Annotated in this window: 9 protein-coding genes; 5 read left to right on the forward strand and 4 right to left on the reverse strand. The window is 68.4% G+C overall.

What is annotated here, in order from left to right; all coding sequences use genetic code 11:
* Positions 1–139 precede the first annotated feature (139 nt).
* The 4 genes from IT779_RS22245 to IT779_RS22260 all read left to right on the forward strand — a co-directional run bounded on the left by IT779_RS22245 (position 140) and on the right by IT779_RS22260 (position 10,402).
* A complete protein-coding gene (locus IT779_RS22245; protein WP_196151320.1) occupies positions 140–1,177 on the forward strand; it encodes an LLM class F420-dependent oxidoreductase in 1,038 nt (345 codons plus the stop codon).
* 188 nt (positions 1,178–1,365) lie between these two features.
* Positions 1,366–3,279: a long-chain-fatty-acid--AMP ligase FadD32 gene (gene fadD32 / locus IT779_RS22250; RefSeq protein ID WP_196151321.1), complete on the forward strand. Its 1,914-nt coding sequence runs from the start codon at positions 1,366–1,368 to the stop codon at positions 3,277–3,279.
* A 92-nt stretch (positions 3,280–3,371) separates the two neighbouring features.
* Positions 3,372–8,861, forward strand: coding sequence for a polyketide synthase Pks13 (gene pks13, locus IT779_RS22255; protein ID WP_196151322.1), 5,490 nt, complete (start codon positions 3,372–3,374; stop codon positions 8,859–8,861).
* Complete coding sequence (locus tag IT779_RS22260; RefSeq protein WP_196151323.1) at positions 8,858–10,402, forward strand: acyl-CoA carboxylase subunit beta; 1,545 nt, start codon at positions 8,858–8,860, stop codon at positions 10,400–10,402. Before pks13 ends, IT779_RS22260 begins: the two co-directional genes overlap by 4 nt.
* A 61-nt stretch (positions 10,403–10,463) precedes the next feature.
* Here IT779_RS22260 and IT779_RS22265 read toward each other — a convergent pair whose 3' ends face one another.
* Complete coding sequence (locus IT779_RS22265; RefSeq protein WP_196151324.1) at positions 10,464–10,964, reverse strand: peptidylprolyl isomerase; 501 nt, start codon at positions 10,962–10,964, stop codon at positions 10,464–10,466.
* Positions 10,965–11,152: 188 nt separating this feature from the next.
* Here IT779_RS22265 and IT779_RS22270 point away from each other — a divergent pair, with 188 nt between their 5' ends.
* The gene (locus IT779_RS22270; protein ID WP_196151325.1) at positions 11,153–14,488 is read left to right on the forward strand and encodes an arabinosyltransferase domain-containing protein; all 3,336 of its coding nucleotides are present in this window, start codon (positions 11,153–11,155) and stop codon (positions 14,486–14,488) included.
* A 133-nt stretch (positions 14,489–14,621) separates the two neighbouring features.
* Here the strand turns inward: IT779_RS22270 and IT779_RS22275 are convergent, their stop codons facing one another.
* From IT779_RS22275 to IT779_RS37940, 3 genes are all read right to left on the reverse strand, one after another.
* Positions 14,622–14,780, reverse strand: a complete 159-nt coding sequence (locus IT779_RS22275; protein WP_196151326.1) for a hypothetical protein — start codon at positions 14,778–14,780, stop codon at positions 14,622–14,624.
* Between the two features lie 316 nt (positions 14,781–15,096).
* Entirely contained in the window at positions 15,097–18,522 is a 3,426-nt protein-coding gene (locus tag IT779_RS22280; protein ID WP_196151327.1) for an arabinosyltransferase domain-containing protein, read from the reverse strand.
* A 38-nt stretch (positions 18,523–18,560) separates the two neighbouring features.
* The gene (locus tag IT779_RS37940; protein ID WP_232541977.1) at positions 18,561–20,573 is read right to left on the reverse strand and encodes a hypothetical protein; all 2,013 of its coding nucleotides are present in this window, start codon (positions 20,571–20,573) and stop codon (positions 18,561–18,563) included.
* Between the last annotated feature and the right edge of the window lie 226 nt (positions 20,574–20,799).

Raw genomic sequence — 20,799 nt, forward strand, 5'->3', positions numbered from 1 at the left:
GCACGTTGTAAAGTGCGCTGATGATCGCGACGTTCGCTAGCCGTCAATTGGCACGGCATATCGGATGTCGTGGCGCTCAGCGGCGATCACCCCGTCCGGTGATCGAGGATCGCACACCGACAGCCAGGAGCATGAGTTCATGACACAAGCCGCCGCACCGGCCGCGGCCAACAGCGCAGCGGCCGGGGTGACCGCGCAGGGGGTTCCCCTGCGACCTTTCCGCTTCGGAGCCGCGGGGGAGGGGAACAAGCAGGAGGGCGGGGCCCGCAAGTTCATCCAGACCGCGCAGCAGGCCGAGGAGTACGGCTTCGACACGTTCTTCGTGCCGGATCACCTCGGCGACCAGATCGGTCCGATCGCGGCGCTCGGCGCGCTCAGTCAGGCCACCGAGCGGATTCGGCTCGGAACTTCGGTGCTGGCCAACGGTTTCCGGCATCCGGTGGTGTTGGCGAAGGATCTCGCCACCATCGATGTGCTGTCGAAGGGCCGTCTCGAGGTCGGTCTCGGCGCGGGCTGGAAGCAGGACGAATACCTGGCGGCGGGCCTGACCTACGATCCGCCGGGTGTGCGACTGGCGAAGCTGGACGAGGCGCTGACCATCCTCGACGTGCTCTTGCGCGGTCAGGAGTGCAATTTCGACGGCACCTACTACCAGGTGCACGGGGTGAAGGGCACGCCGCGGCCGCGGCAGGGTCCGCGTCCGCCGATCTGCACCGGCGGCGGCGGCCCGAAGATGCTGCGCCTCGCGGCCAAGCACGCCGACATCATCTCGATCGTCCCGATCACCACCAAGGGCGGCAAGGGTCTGCTTTCGGGCATCACCCTGGAGAAGACCATCGAGAAGGTGGAGTTGATCAAGGAAGCGGCGGGCGACCGTTTCCCCGAGATCGAGCTGAATTGGGCGATCACCGCGATCGTGATCACCGACGACCGGGAGAAGACGGCGGAGATGGCGCTGTCGGCGCTGGATCGCGGTCTGCATCCCGATCTCGAGGTCGACGTGAAACTGTCGGTGGAGGAGATTCTCTCCTCGCCGTATGTGGCGATCGGGACCTTCGAGGAGATCGCGGAGCAGATCCGACGTGTGCGGCAACTCACCTCGATGTCCTACGTCGGAGTTTTCCCCACGCAGATGGATGCTTTCGCACCGGTTATCCCCATGCTGCGAGACGAGTGAGCCGCTCTTCTCTGTAACATGACTCTGGTTTGAGTACATCTAGCCGATAGCGGTCACCGCGCAGGCCGCAGGAAAATCGCAGGTCGACTCTCTACATTTGGAGCACCCGCGGCGAAAGCGAGTCGGGGCCTCACAGACGACAGCGGCGATAGCCGTTTTGCTGCGTGTGCCTCGGAGGAGAAGAAGGAATGGAAGAGACTTTCGACGACTACCTGGACGAAACCGGGAACATCCGTATTCCCGAGGATCACACCCTGGTCGATCACGTCGAGAAGCACACCAGGAACGACGCGAACACGCTGGCGTACCGCTACATCGATTACTCGCGCGAGCGCGACGGCGAGGTGCACGAGCTGACGTGGCAGGAATTCGGCGTACGGCTGCGCGCGGTGGCCGCCCGTCTCCAGCAGGTGACCAAGCGGGGTGACCGGGTCGCCGTCCTGGCCCCGCAGGGGCTGGACTACGTGATCTCCTTCTTCGCCGCGATCTACGCGGGCTGCATCTCGGTGCCGCTGTTCGATCCGGACGAGCCGGGTCACACCGATCGCCTGCACGCGGTGCTCGGCGACTGCACGCCCTCGGCGATCCTGACGGCGAGTTCCTCGGCGGCGGGCGTCCGCCAGTTCTTCCGCGCACTGCCCGCGGCGCAGCGTCCGCGCATCATCGCCGTCGACGCCATCCCGGACAGTATCGCCGAGAACTGGGTGCGCCCGGATATCAAGATCGACGATATCGCTTACCTCCAGTACACCTCCGGGTCGACTCGCGTACCGGCGGGCGTTGAGATCACCCATCGCGGTGTCGGCACGAACCTGCTGCAAATGGTCGAGGCGATCAACCTGGACTGGAATTCGCGCGGCGTCACCTGGCTGCCGCTGTTCCACGACATGGGGCTGCTCACGGTCATCCTGCCCGCGGTCGGCGGCCGGTACATCACGATCATGTCGCCGAGCGCGTTCGTGCGCCGCCCGTACCGCTGGATCAAGGAATTGGCGGCGGTCTCCGACGGGGCGGGCACCTTCGCCGCCGCGCCGAACTTCGCGTTCGAGCACGCGGCCGCGCGCGGTCTGCCGAAGAACGGCGAGACGCTGGATCTGTCGAACGTGATCGGCCTGATCAACGGCAGCGAACCGGTCACCACGTCCTCGATGAAGAAGTTCAACGAGGCGTTCGCGCCGTACGGCCTACCGAAGACCGCGATCAAACCCTGCTACGGCATGGCCGAGGCCACGCTGTTCGTCTCGGCGACCAAGGCCGAGGACGAGGCCAAGGTCGTGTACGTGGACCGGCACGAACTCAACGCCGGTCGGATGGTGAAGGTCGACCAGGCGGCGGAGAACTCGATCGCCCAGGTGTCCTGCGGATATGTCGCGCTGTCGCAGTGGGCGGTGATCGTCGACCCGGAGACCGTGGAATCCGACGGCGGCCACGAACAGCCCGACGGCCGGGTCGGTGAGATCTGGCTGCACGGCAACAACATGGGCATCGGGTACTGGGGTCGCGAGGAAGAGACCACCAAGACCTTCCGCAACAAGGTAGCCGAGCGGATCGCCGAGGGCTCGCACGCCGAGGGCACCGAGCCGGACGCGAACTGGATGCGCACCGGCGACTACGGCGTCTACTTCGAAGGCGAGCTCTACATCACCGGTCGCGTGAAGGACCTGGTGATCGTCGACGGACGCAACCACTACCCGCAGGACCTGGAATTCTCGGCTCAGGAGGCCAGCTCGGCGCTGCGCCCCGGATTCGTCGCCGCGTTCTCGGTGCCCGCCAACCAGCTGCCCGCCGAGGTCTTCGCCCAGGACAGCCATTCCGGGCTGAAGTTCGATTCCGACGACGCCTCCGAACAGCTGGTCGTGGTCGGTGAGCGCGGGCCCGGCGCGGGCAAGGCCGATCCGCTGCCGATCGCCGACGCGGTGCGCGCCGCGATCTCGCAGCGTCACGGCGTGACGGTGCGCGACGTGCTGCTCGTCCCCGCGGGCTCCATCCCGCGGACCTCGAGCGGCAAGATCGCGCGTCGGGCCTGCAAGACCGCATACCTGGAGGGAACACTGCGCGGTGGTTACACCCAGCAGGCTTTCCCCGATGCACCCGAAGAGTAGTTCCGCTCCGAGTGCTCGATATCGCTCGACCAGACCACCGAGCGTCAATTTGGCGGCGCCTCCGGTACGCAGACAGGTAGCTTGAGGAATTGATGGCTGACAACGAGGGCACGCCCGCACCGGCGACCGAGGGCGCACCGGTCGACGCGGTATCGAGTGAGCAGGTCACGCAGGCCGATATTTCGGTGGCGGAGCTGCGGGAGTGGTTGCGGCGCTGGGTGGCCGACGCGACGGGTCAGGCGGTCGAGCAGATCACCGTCGACCGGCCGATGGAGGAATTCGGCCTCGCCTCGCGTGACGCGCTCGCCCTCGGCGGCGATATCGAGGAGCTGACCGGGGTGGTGTTGACGGCGACGGTCGTCTACCAGCATCCGACCATCGCCTCGCTGGCCGAACGCATCGTCAACGGTGAGCCGGACGCGCCGGAGGAATCCGGCAACGAGGACATCTACACCGCCCTCACCGCCGACGAGGCGCACGACATCGCCATCGTCGGTCTGTCGACCCGGCTGCCGGGCGCGGGTGACACGCCGGAGTCGACGTGGGAGTTCCTGATCGGCGGCGGTGACGCGATCCGTGAACGGCCCGAGGGCCGGTGGTCGGAGTTCACCGCCGACCCGCAGGTGGCGAAGGCGGTCGAGGAGGGCAACACCCTCGGCGGCTACCTCGACCAAGAGGTGGTCAAGGGGTTCGACGCGGAGTTCTTCGCGATGTCGCCGATCGAGGTCGAGCGGGTCGATCCGCAGCAGCGGCTCATGATGGAACTCACCTGGGAGGCGCTCGAGCACGCCAGGATTCCGGCCAGTGAGCTGCGCGGCGAGGCCGTCGGTGTCTACATCGGCTCGACCGGCAACGATTTCCAGCTGCTGGCCGCGCTCGGGCTCGGCGACCCCGATCCGAACGTGCCCGCCTCGGCGGAGGCGTACGCGATCATGGGCAGCGTCTCCAGCATCATCCCCAACCGCGTCTCCTACTTCTACGACTTCCGCGGCCCTTCGGTGTCGGTGGACACCGCCTGCTCCTCGACGCTGGTCGCGGTGCACCAGGCGGTGCGCGCGCTGCGTGCGGGCGAGGCCGACCTCGCGGTGGCGGGCGGTGTGAACATGCTGCTCGCGCCGCTGGCCACGCTCGGTTTCGACCGGAACGGCGGTGTCGCCGCGAACGGCAGGATCAAGGCGTTCTCCTCCGACGCCGACGGTATGGTCCGCTCCGAAGGCGGCGGGCTCGTCGTGCTCAAGCGCCTGGTCGACGCCGAACGTGACGGCGACCGGATCCTCGCGGTCGTCAAGGGCTCCGCGATCAACAACGACGGCCGTTCCAACGGTCTGCTTGCCCCGAACCCGGACGCGCAGGCCGACGTGCTGCGCCGCGCGTACCGCGACGCGGGTATCAAGCCTTCCACCGTCGACTACATCGAGGCGCACGGCACCGGCACCCTGATCGGTGATCCGATCGAGGCCGACGCGCTCGGCCGGGTGGTCGGTCGCGGACGCGACGCCGACAAGCCCGCGCTGCTCGGTTCGGCGAAGACGAACTTCGGTCACCTGGAGTCGGGCGCGGGCGCGGCCAGTCTGGCGAAGGTCCTGATGTCCTTCCAGCACAATGTGATTCCCGGAAATCTGCACTTCGCGGGCCCGCATCCGTTCATCCCGTTCGAGCAGGCGAATCTGAAGGTCGTCGACGCCGCGACGGAGTTCCCGCGCTACAGCGGGGTCGCGACCGTCGGTGTCTCCGGGTTCGGTTTCGGCGGCACCAACGCGCACATCGTGATCCAGGAGTACGTCCCGTCCGCCGCGGTTTCCGAACCCGGTGCGAGCGATCTCGATGGCGAGTCCGCGAAGCTCGCCGAGACCGACGGCGCCGAGACCGCCGACCTCGCCCGGACCGACGAACTCGCCGGTGTCGGCGGCGCGGCGCACGATGGCGCCGCGCCCGAACCGGAATGGACCGCCGAGCGCACCGAACCGCTGCCGGTGATCCTCGCGGTCTCCGGATACCTGCCGTCGCGTCGCCGTCGCGCTGCGGGCGAACTCGCCGACTGGCTCGAATCCGCGGGCAGCGAGGTGCCGTTGGCCGATGTCGCCAGGTCGTTGGCCCGCCGCAGCCATTGGCGCTCGCGCGGCGTTGTGATCGCGCGCACCAACGAGGAAGCCGTCGCCGGTCTGCGCGCCATCGCGGAGGGCAAGCCGGGTGCGGGCGTTTTCACCGCCGACGCGCCTGCCGTCAAGGCGCCGATCTGGGTCCTCTCGGGCTTCGGTGCGCAGCACCGCAAGATGGGCAAACAGCTCTACGCGGAGAATTCCATCTTCCGCCGGGCCGTCGACGAGGTCGACGAACTCGTCCAGGACGAGGCCGGTTACTCGATCCGCGAAATGATCCTCGACGACGGTCAGGACTACGACGTCGGCACCTCCCAGGTCGGCATCTTCACCGTCCAGATCGGCCTGGCCGCCGTCCTGCGCGCGCACGGCGCCGAACCCGAAGCGGTGGTCGGCCATTCGATGGGCGAGGTGGCGGGCGCCTACATCGCGGGCGGGCTCGCGCTCGAGGACGCGGTGCGGGTCATCTGCGCGCGTTCGCGCCTGATGGGTGAGGGCGAGGCCATGATCACCGAGGACGACGTGCGCAATATGGCGCTGGTCGAACTCGGCGTCGCCGATGTGGAGAAGCTGCTCCCGGAGTATCCGGACGTCGAGATGGCGGTCTTCGCCGCGCCGACCAACACCGTCATCGGCGGTCCGCGCGACCAGGTGGCCGCGATCGTCGCGCAGGTCGAGGCGGCGGGCAAATTCGCCCGCGTGCTGCAGACCCGCGGCGCCGGGCACACCTCGCAGATGGACCCGCTGCTCGGCGAGTTGGCCGCCGAACTCGCGGGCATCGAACCCACCGCGCTGCGGCACGGCCTGTACTCGACGGTGCACAAGGAGGAATTCTTCCGCGCCGGTCACGACCCGATCCACGACGAGGACTACTGGGTCAAGAACATGCGCCACGCGGTGTACTTCACCAACGCGGTGCAGAACGCGGTGGACGCAGGCCACACCACCTTCCTCGAGCTCGCGCCGAATTCGGTGGCGCTCATGCAGGTGCTCGGCACCACCTTCGCGGCGGGCGTGCACGACGCGCAGCTGATTCCGACGCTCAAGCGCAAGGAAGACGAGTCGGCAGGCGTCGTCGGTGCGCTCGCGCAGCTGTACGTGCACGGCCACAAGGTCGACCTGCCGTCGCTGCTGCCCGCGGGCGAGTTCGCCGATATCCCGCGAACCACGTTCGTGCGCAAGGAGTTCTGGCCGAAAGCCAAGATCGCCGCAGGCGGCGGCAGCGACCGGATTCCCGGCGCGCACGTCGCGCTGCCGGACGGTCGGCACGTCTGGGAGGTGCAGGCCGGTCCGGTCGGCGACCTCACCGCGCTGGCGCGGGCGGCGGCGGGTCAGGTGCTCGCCGATGTCGCGCTCGGCGCGACCGTCACGCACGCGCCCGCACCGATCGTCGGCACGCTGACCACCACCCTCACCCCGCATCCCGGCGGCGCGTCGGTGCAGGTGCACGCGCGGTCGGGCGCGAACTTCACGCTGCTGTTGGACGCCGTGGTGACCTCGGGCGCGCCGCTGCCGGAATCCGCGGTGGTCACGCCCGTCGAGCAGGCGGTCGTCGCGGCCGACAGCGTCGAAGTGATCGTCGGCGCCGACAGTTTCGGTGACCGTTGGGATCCGAACGGCACGCAGACCATCGAGGACAGGCTCGCGCTGATCGTCGCCGAATCGATGGGTTACGCGGTCGAGGATCTCCCGATGGAGATCCCGCTCATGGAACTCGGCCTCGACTCGCTGATGGCCATGCGCATCAAGAACCGCGTCGAATACGAATTCGACATCCCGCAGCTGCAGATCCAGGCCGTGCGCGACGCCAATCTGGCCGAGGTCGGCAAGGTGCTTCGCTACGCCATCGACCATCGCGACGAGGTCCAAGCCATCGCCGACAAGCAGGCGGCGGGCGAGGACATCTCGGTGGACGGCGGATTCGCCGCCGCCGCCCGCGCCGCGCTCGCCGCCGGTGAGGATCCCGATGCCATCGCGAAAGCCGTTGCCGGACAGGCGGATAATTCGGCAGGCGGGGCAGGCGCACTCGGTGCGGAGGAAGCTTCCGATGCCGGTGAGTCGGGCATACAGGCGAATGGGCTCGGCGCACAGGGAGTTTCCGACGCGGGCGTAGAGTCTGCCGCGCGGGTGAATGGAACCGGCGCACAGCAGGACTCCGACGCCGTCGCGAAAACCGCTGCGGCCAAGGCGGGTAACTCGACCGCGCAGGTGAACGGCTCTACCGCGGGAATCGGGGAGGCCGCCCCGCGACCGGGTGCCACTGTCGAGACGATCGCGGACGAGGCCGAGCGCGCCGAGACCACCGGCTCGGTCGCCGAGGAACAGTCGAAGGTCGGTGCGGACGCGACGGATTCGGTGCTCGCCGGATTCGGCGCGCAGGGCGGCGGCGCCGACGAAGAGGACGTTCCGCCGCGTGACGCTCCCGAGCGCCTGACCTACGCGACCTGGGCGATCGTCACCGGTAAGTCGGCGGGCGGCATCTTCAACACCCTGCCGATCCTCGAAGAGGAGGTCGCGGAGAAACTCGCGGCCAGGCTCTCCGAGCGCATCGGGGCCGAACTCACCGTCGATGACGTCCTCGACTGCGAGACCATCGAGCAGTTGTCCGATATCGTGCGCACCCTGCAGGACACCGGCGCCGAACTCGACGGGTTCGTGCGCACGTTGCGAGCACCGGTCGCGGGCTCGAACGCGGTGCCTGTCTTCGTGTTCCATCCCGCGGGCGGCAACACCCTGGTCTACGAACCGCTGCTCAAGCGGTTGCCGAGCGACACGCCGATGTTCGGCGTCGAGCGCGCGGAGGGCGAGATCGAAGAACGCGCCAGGCAGTACGTGCCGCAGCTGCGCAAGATCCAGGGCGACGGGCCGTTCATCCTCTACGGGTGGTCCCTCGGGGCGGTGCTCGCGATGGCGTGCGCGCAGCAGTTGCGTGCCGAAGGCGCCGACGTGGCGCTGGTCGGCCTGATCGACCTGGCGATTCCGGCCGATCCGGAGGACAACAGTTCGGCCGAGCGGGTGCGTCGCATCGAGCGCTATCAGGAGTTCGCCAAGAAGACCTACGGCGTGCAGGGAGAACTGCCGCGCGAGCAGCTCGAGGAACTGGCCGCGGCCGACGACGAGGAACAGTTCACGATCATCAGCGACCTGGTGAAGATCAGCGGAACCAAGATCCCCGGCGGCGTGCTGGAGCACCAGCGCACCTCGTGGATCGAGTTCCGGGCGCTGGCCAGGGTCACCCCGACCCGTTACGACGGTCGAGTCGCCCTCTACCTGGCCGATCGCTACCACGACGGCGCGATCGAACTCGAACCGCGTTTCGCGAACCGGCGGCCCAACGGCGGCTGGGACGAGTACGTTCGGAATCTCGATATCGTGCGCATCCCCGGCGACCACCTGCAGATCGTGGACGAGCCGCGCATCGGCAAGATCGGCGCCGACCTCACCGCGAAACTGATCGCCATCGAGGCGAAGGGAACCAAGTGAGCACTACTGCCGAGAAACTCGCCGATCTGCGCAAGCGCCTGGAGCTGGCGCAGGAACCGGCGGGTGAAGCGGGAGTGGCGAAGCGGGCCGCGAAGGGCATCCCGAGCGCGCGCGACCGGATCAACATGCTGCTCGATGCAGGCACGTTCGTCGAGATCGGCGCGTTGGTGCGCAAGCCGGGTGATCCGGACGCGCTCTACGGCGACGGCGTGGTCACCGGGCACGGGCTGGTCGATGGCCGTCCGGTGGCGGTGTTCTCCCACGACCAGACGGTGTACGGCGGGTCGGTGGGTGAGATGTTCGGCCGCAAGGTCGCGTTGATCCTGGAGTACGCCGCGAAGGTCGGTTGCCCGGTGGTCGGCATCAACGACTCCGGCGGCGCGCGCGTGCAGGAGGCGGTGACGTCGCTGGCCTGGTACGCCGAATTGGGCCGTCGCCAGGAGCCGCTCTCGGGTCTGGTGCCGCAGATCTCCATGATTCTCGGCAAGTGCGCGGGCGGCGCGGTGTACGCCCCGATCAATACCGATGTGGTGGTGGCGACCGAGGACGCGTACATGTTCGTCACCGGGCCGAAGGTGATCCGCGAGGTCACCGGCGAGGACGTGAGTCTCGAGGAACTCGGCGGCGCGCAGAGTCAGGCCGAGTACGGCAATATCCACCACGTCGCGAAGGACGAGGCGGCGGCCTTCGAGTGGGTGCGCGACTATCTCGGTTTTCTGCCGACGAGTTGCCAGGAGACGGCGCCGATCGTGAATCCTGGCATGGAGCCGGGGATCACCGAATCCGATCTGGCCTTGGATTCGATCGTGCCGGATTCCGATAATGCCGCCTACGACATGCACGACATCCTGTTGCGCATCTTCGACGACGGTGACTTCCACGAGGTCGGCGGTTCGGCGGGTCGCAATGTGCTGACCGGATTCGCGCGCGTCGACGGGCGCAGCGTCGGTGTGGTGGCCAATCAGCCGATGGTGTACGCGGGCGCGCTGGACGCCCGCGCTTCGGACAAGGCCGCGCATTTCGTGCGATTGTGCGACGCGTTCGAGATTCCACTGGTGTTCGTGGTCGACACGCCGGGTTTTCTGCCCGGCGTGGAACAGGAGAAGATCGGCGTCATCAAACGCGGCGGCCGTTTCCTTTTCTCGTTCGTCGAGGCCACGGTGCCGAAGGTGACGGTGGTGATCCGCAAATCCTACGGCGGCGGTTACGCCGTGATGGGTTCCAAACAGCTCGGCGCCGATGTGAATCTGGCGTGGCCGACCGCGCGTATCGCGGTGATGGGCGCGGAGAGCGCGGTGAGCCTGATCGGCGGACGCCAGATCGCCGCCGCGCCGGAGGATCAGCGCGAGGCGATGCGCAAAGAGATGATCGATTTCTACAACGCGACGATGGCGACGCCGTGGGTGGCGGCCGAGCGCGGCTACATCGACGCGGTGATCGAGCCGTCGGCGACCCGCCTGGAATTGCGCAGGGCGCTGCAATTGCTGCGTGACAAGCAGTTGGCGCGGAATCCGCGCAAACACCATCTGCTGCCGCTGTGAACCGGAATCGGGCCGCATCCCGAGGGGATGACGGGCCCGATTCGCGTCGATTCTCGGTCGGTCAGCCCGCGACGGTGGCGGATTCGATGACCACGTCCTCGCGCGGCACGTCCTGGTGCATCCCCGCGGAGCCGGTGGTGACGCCGACGATCTTGTCGACGACCTCGGTGCCTTCGGTGACCTTGCCGAACACCGCGTAACCCCAGCCGGACGGGGTCGGCGCGCTGTGGTTGAGGAAGGCGTTGTCGGAGACGTTGATGAAGAACTGCGCGGTGGCCGAATGCGGGTCGTTGGTGCGGGCCATCGCGACCGTGTACTTGTCGTTCTTCAGGCCGTTGTTCGCCTCGTTCTGGATGGGCGCCTGGGTGCCCTTCTGGCGCATGCCGGGTTCGAAGCCGCCGCCCTGGATCATGAAGTCGGGGATGACGCGGTGGAAGATGGTGCCGTTGTAGTGTCCGGAATTCACGTATTCCACGAAGTTCTTGGCCGAGTTCGGCGCCTTGGCGTCGTCGAGTTCGATCACGATCGGCCCGAAGTTCGTTACGAGATTCACCTTTGTCATACCTCTACCTTTCCACGGAGGGGGTGCGGGGTCAGCGATTCGGTCCCGTTTTTCGGTGGCCGCGCCCGGTGTCGCGGCGCGTCACCTCGGATTTCGCGGTGCGTGACGGCGCCCTGAATCGATCTTCGGCGCGATCGGATGCTCACAGGACACGCTGCGGATCGGACGGGAAGATAGCATGTCCAACCGTGCCCGACGCCGTAACCGCAGTCCTCGCCAAACCGACACCGATCCCGGAGGTCGCTCCGCGCGATTTCCGGGTGGCGCGCGTGATAGCGCTGGTGACGGGACTGATAGGGGCGCTGCTCGCGCTGGCGACGCCGTTCCTGCCGGTCACCCAGACCACGGCGGTGCTGAACTGGCCGCAGGGCGACACGCTCGGCAATGTGCAGGCGCCGCTGATGTCGCAGGTGCCGGTCGATCTGCGGGCCGTCATTCCGTGCGCCGCGGTGGGGTCGCTGCCGCCGCAGGGCGGCATGCTGTTGGCGACGGCGCCGCCGCAGGGTGACCGGGCGGCCCTCGAGGCCATGTTCGTGCGGGTGTCGGAGACCTCGGTCGACGTGGTCGACCGCAACGCGGTGGTCGCCACCGCCGATCGCGCCGACATGGGCGGCTGTTCCTCGATCGTCATCGATTCGAACGACGAGCGCACGCGCGCGGAGTTCGCCGGTCTGACGAAGACGGTGGAGCGGCCGGTCGAGGGTGGCGCGCCGGGCGCGAAGGAGTCGGTGGCCGTTCCGGTCGAGGGGCAGTTGCTCGGTGACCTGCGCCCGCAGGTGGTCGGCGTGTTCTCCGATCTGGAGGGCGCGGCGCCCACGGGTCTGTCGTTCACGATGACGGTGGACACCCGCTTCACCACCGGCCCGACGCTGATCAAACTGCTCGCCATGATCGGCGCGGTGCTGTGCACGCTGATCGCGCTCGGCGCGTTGGCGCGCCTCGACGGCAGCGACGGCCGAGGGCACCGCCGTTTCCTGCCTGCGAACTGGCTGAAGCCGTCGTGGGCCGACGGCGCGGTGATCGGCACCCTGCTGGTGTGGCATTTCGTCGGCGCCAACACCTCCGACGACGGCTACATCCTCTCCATGGTTCGGGTGGCGCCGCACGCGGGCTACATGGCGAACTATTTCCGCTGGTACGGCGTGCCGGAGGCGCCGTTCGGCTGGTACTACTACGTGATCCAGGTCTTCGCCGAGATCTCGACGGCGAGTCCGTGGGTTCGGCTGCCCGCGCTGGCCTGCGCGATCCTGTGCTGGATGGTGATCAGCCGGGAGGTGGTGCCACGGCTCGGGCGCGGCGTGCGCAGCAGTCGGGTGGCGCTGTGGACCGGCGGCCTGGTGTTCCTCGCGTTCTGGCTGCCCTTCGACAACGGCCTGCGCTCGGAACCCATCGTCGCCCTCGGCGCACTGCTGACCTGGGTGTCCATCGAGCGCGCCATCGCGACCGGGCGGCTGCTGCCCGCCGCGGCGGCGGTGCTGATCGCGGCCTTCACGCTGGCGGCCGCACCGACCGGGCTGATGTGCGTGGCGGCGCTGCTCGCCGGTATCCGGCCGCTGGTGCGGATCGTGGTGCGCAGGCATCGCGAGCACGGCACGCTGCCGCTGCTCGCGCCGATAGCGGCGGCCGGGTTACTGGTGCTCACGGTGGTCTACAGCGATCAGACCTTCGCCGCGATCCAGGAAGCCAACCGGGTCAGGCAGATCACCGGCCCGAACCTCGCCTGGTACGAGGACTACCTGCGTTACTACTACCTGTTCGTGGAGACGGTCGACGGTTCGCTGTCGCGCCGCTTCGCGTTCCTGGTGATGCTGCTGTGCCTGTTCACGACCATGCTGGTGCTGTTGCGGCGCAGGCAGGTGCCAGGCATCGCGAGCGGCCCGACCTGGCGGCTCATGGGCGTGGTCATCGGAACCATCTTCTTCATGATGTTCAACCCGACCAAGTGGACCCACCACTTCGGCGCCTACGCGGGCATCGCCGGTTCATTGGCCGCGGTGACGGCGGTCGCGGTGTCGGCGACGGCGCTGCGAGCCAGGAAGAACCGCGCGATATTCCTGGCCGGGCTGCTGTTCGTGCTCGCGCTGGCCTTCTCGGGCATCAACGGCTACTGGTACGTGTCCAGTTTCGGGGTGCCGTGGTTCGACAAGCGCATCTCGCTGTTCGGATACCAGTCCAACACCGTCATGCTGATCCTGTTCGGCGCGGCGCTGGCGCTGGTCGCCTGGTTCACCTTGCGCGAGCAGTACGTTCCGCCGGAGGCGTCGCCGAAGTCGGCGCGCGGCAGGCGAATTCGCCGGTTCGCGGCGATCCCGCTGACCGTGGTGGCCGCGCTCATGGTCGCGGTGGAGGTGCTGTCGCTGGCGAAGGGCGCCTACGCGCAGTACCCGGCCTATTCGCTGGCCCGCTCGAACTTCGACGCGATCGGCGGCAACGCCTGCGGTCTGGCCAATGACATTCTGGTGGAACCGAACGCGAACGGCGGCAGGCTGCGACCGATCGTCGACCCGGCGGAGCCGCCGCTGAACGGCGACCCGCTGGCCGGTGTGGCGCCGGTCGGATTCGACGCCAACGGCGTGCCCGACGACCTGTCCGCCGACAGTGTCGAGGTCAAGCCCGGCACCGGCAACACCTCGACGCAATCGGTCGGCGCCGCGTTCGCCGAGGGCGAGAGCGCGGGCACCGGCGGCGGGCAGGGCGCGCAGGGCGTCAACGGGAGCACCGTCGCACTGCCCTTCGGCCTCGACCCCGCGACCACGCCGGTGATGGGCAGCTACCAGGAAGGCGTGCAGAAGCCCGCGCTGCTGACCTCGAGCTGGTACGAACTCGCGCCGCGCGCCGCGGACAAACCGCTGGTGGTGATCTCGGCGGCGGGACGCATCCTGTCCTTCGACAACACCGGCGCGATGAAGTACGGCCAGTCCCTCACCGTCGACTACGGCAAGCGCCGCGCCGACGGCGGCGTCGACAAGCTCGGCACCTACCTGCCGCGCGATATCGGCCCGTTCCCGTCCTGGCGCAATCTACGGGTGCCGTTGGACGAGATCGCGCCCGAGGCCGACGCGGTGCGCATCGTCGCCAACGACCCGATCCTGATCGGCGACCAGTGGTTGGCCTTCACCCCGCCCCGGATGCCGACGTTGCAGTCGCTCGACAGCTACATCGGCGCCGATCAGCCGGTGCTCCTCGACTGGGCGGTCGGCCTGCAGTTCCCGTGCCAGCGCCCGTTCGACCACCGCGACGGCGTCGCCGAAGTCCCCGGCTTCCGCATCCTGCCCGACCGCCCGCTGGCGATCAGCTCCACCAACACCTGGCAGGCCGAGGAATTCGGCGGCCCGCTCGGATTCACCCAGATGCTCGCGAAGTCCACAACCGTCCCGACCTACATGAAGGACGACTGGGCCCGCGACTGGGGCTCCCTGGAGCGCTACGACCAGTACGACCGCAGCGCCACCCCCGCGAAACTCGACACCGGCACGGAAACACGCACCGGCTTGTGGACGCCGGGTCAGTTGCGGGTGTTCTGAGGATAGAAGGGCCGAAAAAGTAGGAGGGCCGTGGCGTCGGTGACGCTACGGCCCTGCTGCGTATTACGAGGCTGTTTTCGATCGGCGAAGGTTCAGGGTCTTCGGCGGGATGCGGTCGCGGTGTTCGGTCCGTTCATACCTCCATGCGCCTGCCGAGTTCGCGGCGCAGCACCTCCTGGGAGGGCAGGCGACCGAGCACTCGAAGTACGGCCGGACGTAACTCGCGCTTCTCGTCATCTGTGAGCAGATCGACGAGATCGCGCAGATCCATGTCATCGAAGGCTGCTGTCATACCCACAACCCTACGTTCCCAAACTGTAATTCGCCGAGCAATCCCACCAACGGTTACTGGCGCGTCACCCTGCCGAAACTCGCGCTGTACCAGGAGGTTTGAGTCATATGCCGGTAACATCACCGACGTGACGATGATTCGCCAAGATGTGTCACGTCTCACACTTCTCGGCATTCGCGAATGATGACGTATCATCTCCGCATCGCCTCACTTCGGCGGGTATGCGGCGGTCGGTTCCAGCGGAAAACCGCCGCGTCGGCTATTGATCCGCGCGCTGTCCGAGACGCTCGCGGCGCCGAAGCGGCGGTCGGCGAAGTCAGCGAATCCGGATCGGATCCTGCTTCGACCATCCGCCGCGATTCACCACCGACACGTCGATCGTCGCGGGCGCGGCACTCGGTTCGTACGGAGTGAAGCGCTCGAGTGCGCCCCAATCGCGTCCCCAGTCCTCGTCCAGATAGCTCGGCACCGTCTGCGCCTCCGACAGCAGACCCGTCCAGCCGAGCGGACCGCCGCCGATATCGTCCTGCCAGGCATTGGCGGCATCGGAACCGACCCGGTCCGGCAGGATGCGCCAGCGCGGCGCCTCGGCGACGCCGTCGTGGTGGTCGAAGGGCCGCTGGCACGGGAAGGCCAAGCCGACGTGCCAGTCCAGCAGCACCGGATCGGACGAACCGACAACCGAATCCAGGCTCGCCAAGCGGGGCAACCGGGGCGGGGTGACGGCGAGCCACTGCCGCGCCGTGATGTCGTTGTCCACGGCCACCAGACGCACCGCGTTCACCTCGGCGGGCAACCGGTCCAGCGGGACCCGCAGGTTGCGCCACGACGGCGCGGGCCCGATATCCAGCGGATCCACCGACCCGAGCATTTCCACCGCGCCGTCCGCGCCGCGCACGCCGTACTCCACGCGCAGTTCCTGACCGTAGGTGAGCACGCCGTCCGCGTCGACCGACCGGATGCGGCCCGCCGCGGTCACGGCGAGCACCCGGTAGGCGGGGTCGTGGCGCATGCTGTCGGTCAGATCGAGCCGATACCACTGGGATCGGAGCGTGGCCTGGCGCTGCTCGCCCTCCTGATAGCTGCCGAGCACGGGAGTGCGCGCCGGATCGAGGCCGAAGGGCAGCGTCACGGTGCTGCCGTTCACGCCGACCCGCTCGCTGGTGCCGCCGCCGGTGCCCGCGCCGGTGGTGTTGGTGGTCTTGTTGTCGGAATCCTTCTCGACCGAATTCGCGCCGCCGGTCACGGTTTCCTCGGCGTCGGCGGTGAGATCCTCGGCCACGCCGTTCGGGCTGAATCCCTTCGTCGCGTCCGGCGTCGAAAGGCCGTCCGCCACCGAACCCTCGAAGGGCAGCAGCACCGAGTCCGCCGTATCGGTCTCCACCAGAACGTCGTTGGCGAGACCGCAGGAATCGCCTGCCAGCGATTCGATATTCGACTTCGCGATCGAATAGGCCGGGTACTGGGTCACCGCGGCCTTGGCCAGCGACGCCACCTCGAACAGCACGAGCAGCGCGGCCGCGACGGTCAGCGGAACCGAGGCGAAACGGTCGAACCGATTCGGCGGCGCGGGCGCCCGGTACGGCTCGCGGTAGTGCAGCCAGATCGCCCAGAGCAGGGCGAGCACGCTGAGCCCGAGGAATGCGGTGGACAGACCCTTTCCCGCGATCAGCGGCGACTTGTCCCACCACGGGACACCGTAACTGGAGACATACCACCAGCCGTTCGACCCGGTGAAGGTGATGGCGAGCAGGAACAGCACGGCGGCGGCGAACAGCGCCCGGTTGCGCGGCGCGCGGATACCGGTGCTGCCGACCGCGACGGCGGCCAGCGCCGCGAGCGAGCCCGCGAGTCCGGCGTAGACGCCGAAGTGATGGGTCCACTTGGTCGGGGTGAACATCATCAGCAGCAGCGAGGCGAACACGATGCCGAGAATGCGCACCGAAGGACCGCGCGAAGTGCCGGGGATGCGACCCTTGCGCAGCACCTGGAGCACGCACACCAGCAGGCACAGCAGCATCATCAGCACGCCGAAACGCCGGGCCAGCGACCCGTCCGGGGACAGCATGAGCAGCGAATCCCAACGGGTGCGCTCGTCGAACCAGGCCACGTTGGGGCCGACGATGGTGCGCACGCGGGTGGCTTCCATGACGGTCGCGAGGGTCTGGTCGGCGAAGACGACGATGAGCACGAGGGTGCCCGCCGCGAGTCCTGGCGCGAGCAGGGACGCGTAGCGGTAGGCGAGAGCGCCGAAAGAACGGGACTCGATCGGTCGCGGCGCGTCGGCGCTGGGCAACTTGCCCTGGGCGCGCTTGACGATGATCTGCAGAACCGGCCGCGACCCGGCGATGAGCGCGGCGATGCAGATCAGTCCGGTGGGTCCGGCGGCCAGCGAGAAGGCGGCGATCATGACGCCGATCGCGGCGGGCAGCAGTCGCCCGGTGGCGATGGCGCGCTCGATCGAACACCAGGTGAGCAGCGCGCCCGCGGCGATCAGCGGTTCGGGGCGCAGGCCGTTGTCGTAGGGCAGCCAGAAGGCGAGGAACACCAGTCCGGCCGTCCACAACGCGACCTGGTGCCTGCGGACCCGCGCGCCGAGCCTCGGCAACACCTCGCGGCTGATCACCAGCCAGCACACCACGCCCGCGGCCAGCGTCGGCAGCCGCATCCACGGGCTCGCCGCCGAGATCTTCGTCATCCAGGCCAGCACCTCGTATGACCAGCCGAACGGGGCCTCCGGCACCGCGAACCACCGGTAGTAGTTCGCCATGTAGCCCGAATGTTCCGACGCCCTGGCCATATTGAGGATGTAGCCGTCGTCGGAGGTGTTCGCGCCGATGATGTGCCACAGCGCCAGGGTGCCGAGGACGGCGAGGTCGGCGAGCCCGAAGCGCCACCAGTGCGCGGGCAGGAAGCGCCGCGCCCGGCGGCCGTCGGAGGTGTCGAGCAGGTGCAGGGCGATCAGCGCGATCACGGTGCAGACCGCCGCCGCGATCATGGCGATCAGTTTCAGCGCGGTCGGAGTGGAGGAGAACCGCGAATCGATGTCGAGGTGCACGCGCGCGGCCGCGACCTGACTCGCGTCCAGATCGGTGAATATCCCCACCACCTGCGGACGCACGTCGCGCGGCAGGACCGTGCGGAACGCCGAGCCGTCCTTGCGGGTCACACCGGTGAATTCCACGGTGGTCGCGGCGGCGGTGGAATCGATGACGACCGAATCGCACGCCCCGATCTCCGCGACCGGCGCCGACAGCAGCGGGATATCGCGCTGCACCACGGCGAGCGTGCCCTCGGACACCGAGACGACGAGGCCCTTGGTCGCGGCCTGACCCGAGTCGACCGGGATGGTGGACAGCAACGTCTTCGACGATCCGGTCGCCCCGGCCCGATCCGTCTCCGCGGCGCGGGGCGCTTGGGCGCCTTGGTCGCGGGGCGCTTGGGCGCCTTGGTCGCGGGGCGCTTGGGCGCCTTGGTCGCGCGGCGCTTGGGCGCCTTGGTCGCGCGGCAGCATCGAACACGGCAGCGTGGCGGTGAAGCGCAGCGGCTCGTAGGAGACCAGCGGCGCCGCGACATCGGTGCTGTTGCCCGCCTGCGGCCAGTCCAGCGTCGCCCGGTCCTGGCGCACCGGAAGCAGCGGGGCGAGCAGCGCCAGCGCGAATCCGAGGAAGCCGGAAACGAGGGCGATCAGGCGGTAACGGGCAAACGCGGGTGTCGATCGGTCCGGGCGCACGGGGGTCATGCTAGCCACCGCGTCACACGCCACCGGCCGGTGCGTGCTCAGCGCAGGTGGCGGACGTCCCAGACCCACACGTCGTCGATGCGGGTCGGGGCGAATCCGACCAGTTGGGTCACGGTGTGACGGAGGGCGTCGGCGTTGCGGGAGGTGGCGAGGACGAGGACGTCGGCGCGCCAGGAATTCAGGTCGGCGATGGTGTTGTCGCGTTCTTCCTGACCGATGGGCGGGACGACGCCGGTGTCGCCGGTGCGGACGAGCAGCGCCATGGTCGGCAGGAATTCGGGGCCGTAGATGCCCTTCTTGTCGCGACCGGTCGGGCCGACGAAATAGCCTCCCGCGAGCGGGAATTCGAAACCGGTCTCGGTCTGCCAGCGCAGCGGTTCGGCGTCGGCAGGGCGTGGCGGGGGCACCATCACCACCGATCCGTCGCCGACGTAGGCGCGGATCGACCCGTCCGCGAAGAAGGCGGGGGTCGGGGCGCGGTCGACCACGGGGAGCGGGGTCGGGATCAGGGGCAGCGCGGCGAGTGCCAGCGCCGCGAACCAGGCGGGCGGCTTCCAGTCCACGGCCGATTCCCGCCACGTGGCCACCGCGCGTTCGACGCCGATGGCGAGCACGACGGCGATGGCGGGTATCGCGGCCATCGTCAGCCGGGTCTCCAGGACCGAATTCAGCAGCGGCACCCGCTCGGCCCAGCGCCACGGCAGTCCGACACCGGTCGGTCGCTTGCCGATGGTCGCCACCGCGCCGAGCGACAGCACGCCGAAGACCAGGATCACCGCGGTCGCCGCCCGCACCACCCGATCGCGCAGCAGCATCAGCACCGCGACGGCCAGCAGCAACAGCAGCGGCCAGCCGAAGTAGGCGTTCTGCTCGGTCTCGTTGATCGCCACGTACTGTCCCGGCGCGAACAACCCGCCCAGCGATTCGGAAGGGAACTGCACGATGGCCTTCAGATCGTTGCCCATCGGCCCGTGATCGATGGACCGGTAACTCTGCGAGCCGAAGAACTGCCACCACAGCGGAATCGCGGTGAGCGCGAGCGTGATCAACGCCGCCACCCCGACCGTCGGCGCGATCCCCGACACGGCCCGCACCCCGGCGCGCGGAGTGTGCAGGTAGTAGACGAACGCGAAGACCGCGAACGCCAGCGCGAAGATCAGCAGCGGTTCCTCGCCGAACGCGATTTGCGTCGCGACCAGCAAACCGAGCCGCACCGCATCCCCACCCCACACCCGCGGCGCAGGCGTCGCGGCAAGCACACCGCTCAGGCGCACCAGCCGCGCAGGCGTCTCGAACCGCGAACCGAGCCGGATCGCGTTCCGCCCCCGCGCTAGCGATGACGGTTTCGCGGTCTGCGGATCGAGCTGGGCCGTGTCTCGGCTGCGCGCTCGCGATGACGGTTTCGCGGTCTGCGGATCGAGCTGGGCCGTGTCTCGGCTGCGCGCTCGCGCTGCCTGCTTCGCGAGCTGCCACCTGTTGGAGATGGTGGTCGTCGCGTCGCAGGCCGATTCCGGCGACTCCGCGAGCGCGCGACGCGCCATGCGGATGAGCAGCCCGGCGATGATCGGGAGCAGCCCGAGGGCGACGAAGTTCGGGTGGGCGTTGGCGTGCGAGATCATGGCGGGTGCGAATCCGCAGAAGAGTCCGCCGATTCCGGCGGCGAGTCGGGATGTCACCAGTTCTCGCGCGAACAGCCGATACCAGGCGAATGCGGTGCAGGCCAGGCCGAGGGTGAGCACAAGCACGAAGGTGACCGTCGGGCCGAAGATCAGTGTGACCGGGGTGAGCGGGACGCCTACCCCGAACATCGCTGTGTTCGCCATGAGGTTCACGCCTGCCGGATAGTTCTGCAGGGTGGTGCCGAGCGGGTTCTCGAAATGCGTGACCGAATGCGCGGTGAGAGCGAAGAACCACTCCCACATGGTCTGGTCCTGGCCGCTCTTGATCAGGTAGCCGTTCGAGGTGTCGCGCCACTGGCCGGACAGGACGAACACCGCCAGCGCGAGATAGAGCGAGCAGGCGAGCAGGTCACCGCGCGCGATCCGAGGCAATCGAATTCGTCGAATCCGTGCGGCCGACGTGGTGCGGGGTGACTCACCGGAAGACGGTGCGCAGGCAGTGCGTGGCGGCAGGCCCGCGTCGTCGGGAAGCTGTGCGTCGAGAGGAATCGGCGGTCGGGTTTCCTCGACTCCCTCCGGTACCGCCGTCGACCCGCTGCGCTCACTTCCGACGACGTTCCCTGCAACCACGGGCAAACTTCTCCAACGACTCGACGCA

It is taken from the genome of Nocardia bovistercoris, from assembly GCF_015674855.1.
Lineage (GTDB): Bacteria > Actinomycetota > Actinomycetes > Mycobacteriales > Mycobacteriaceae > Nocardia > Nocardia bovistercoris.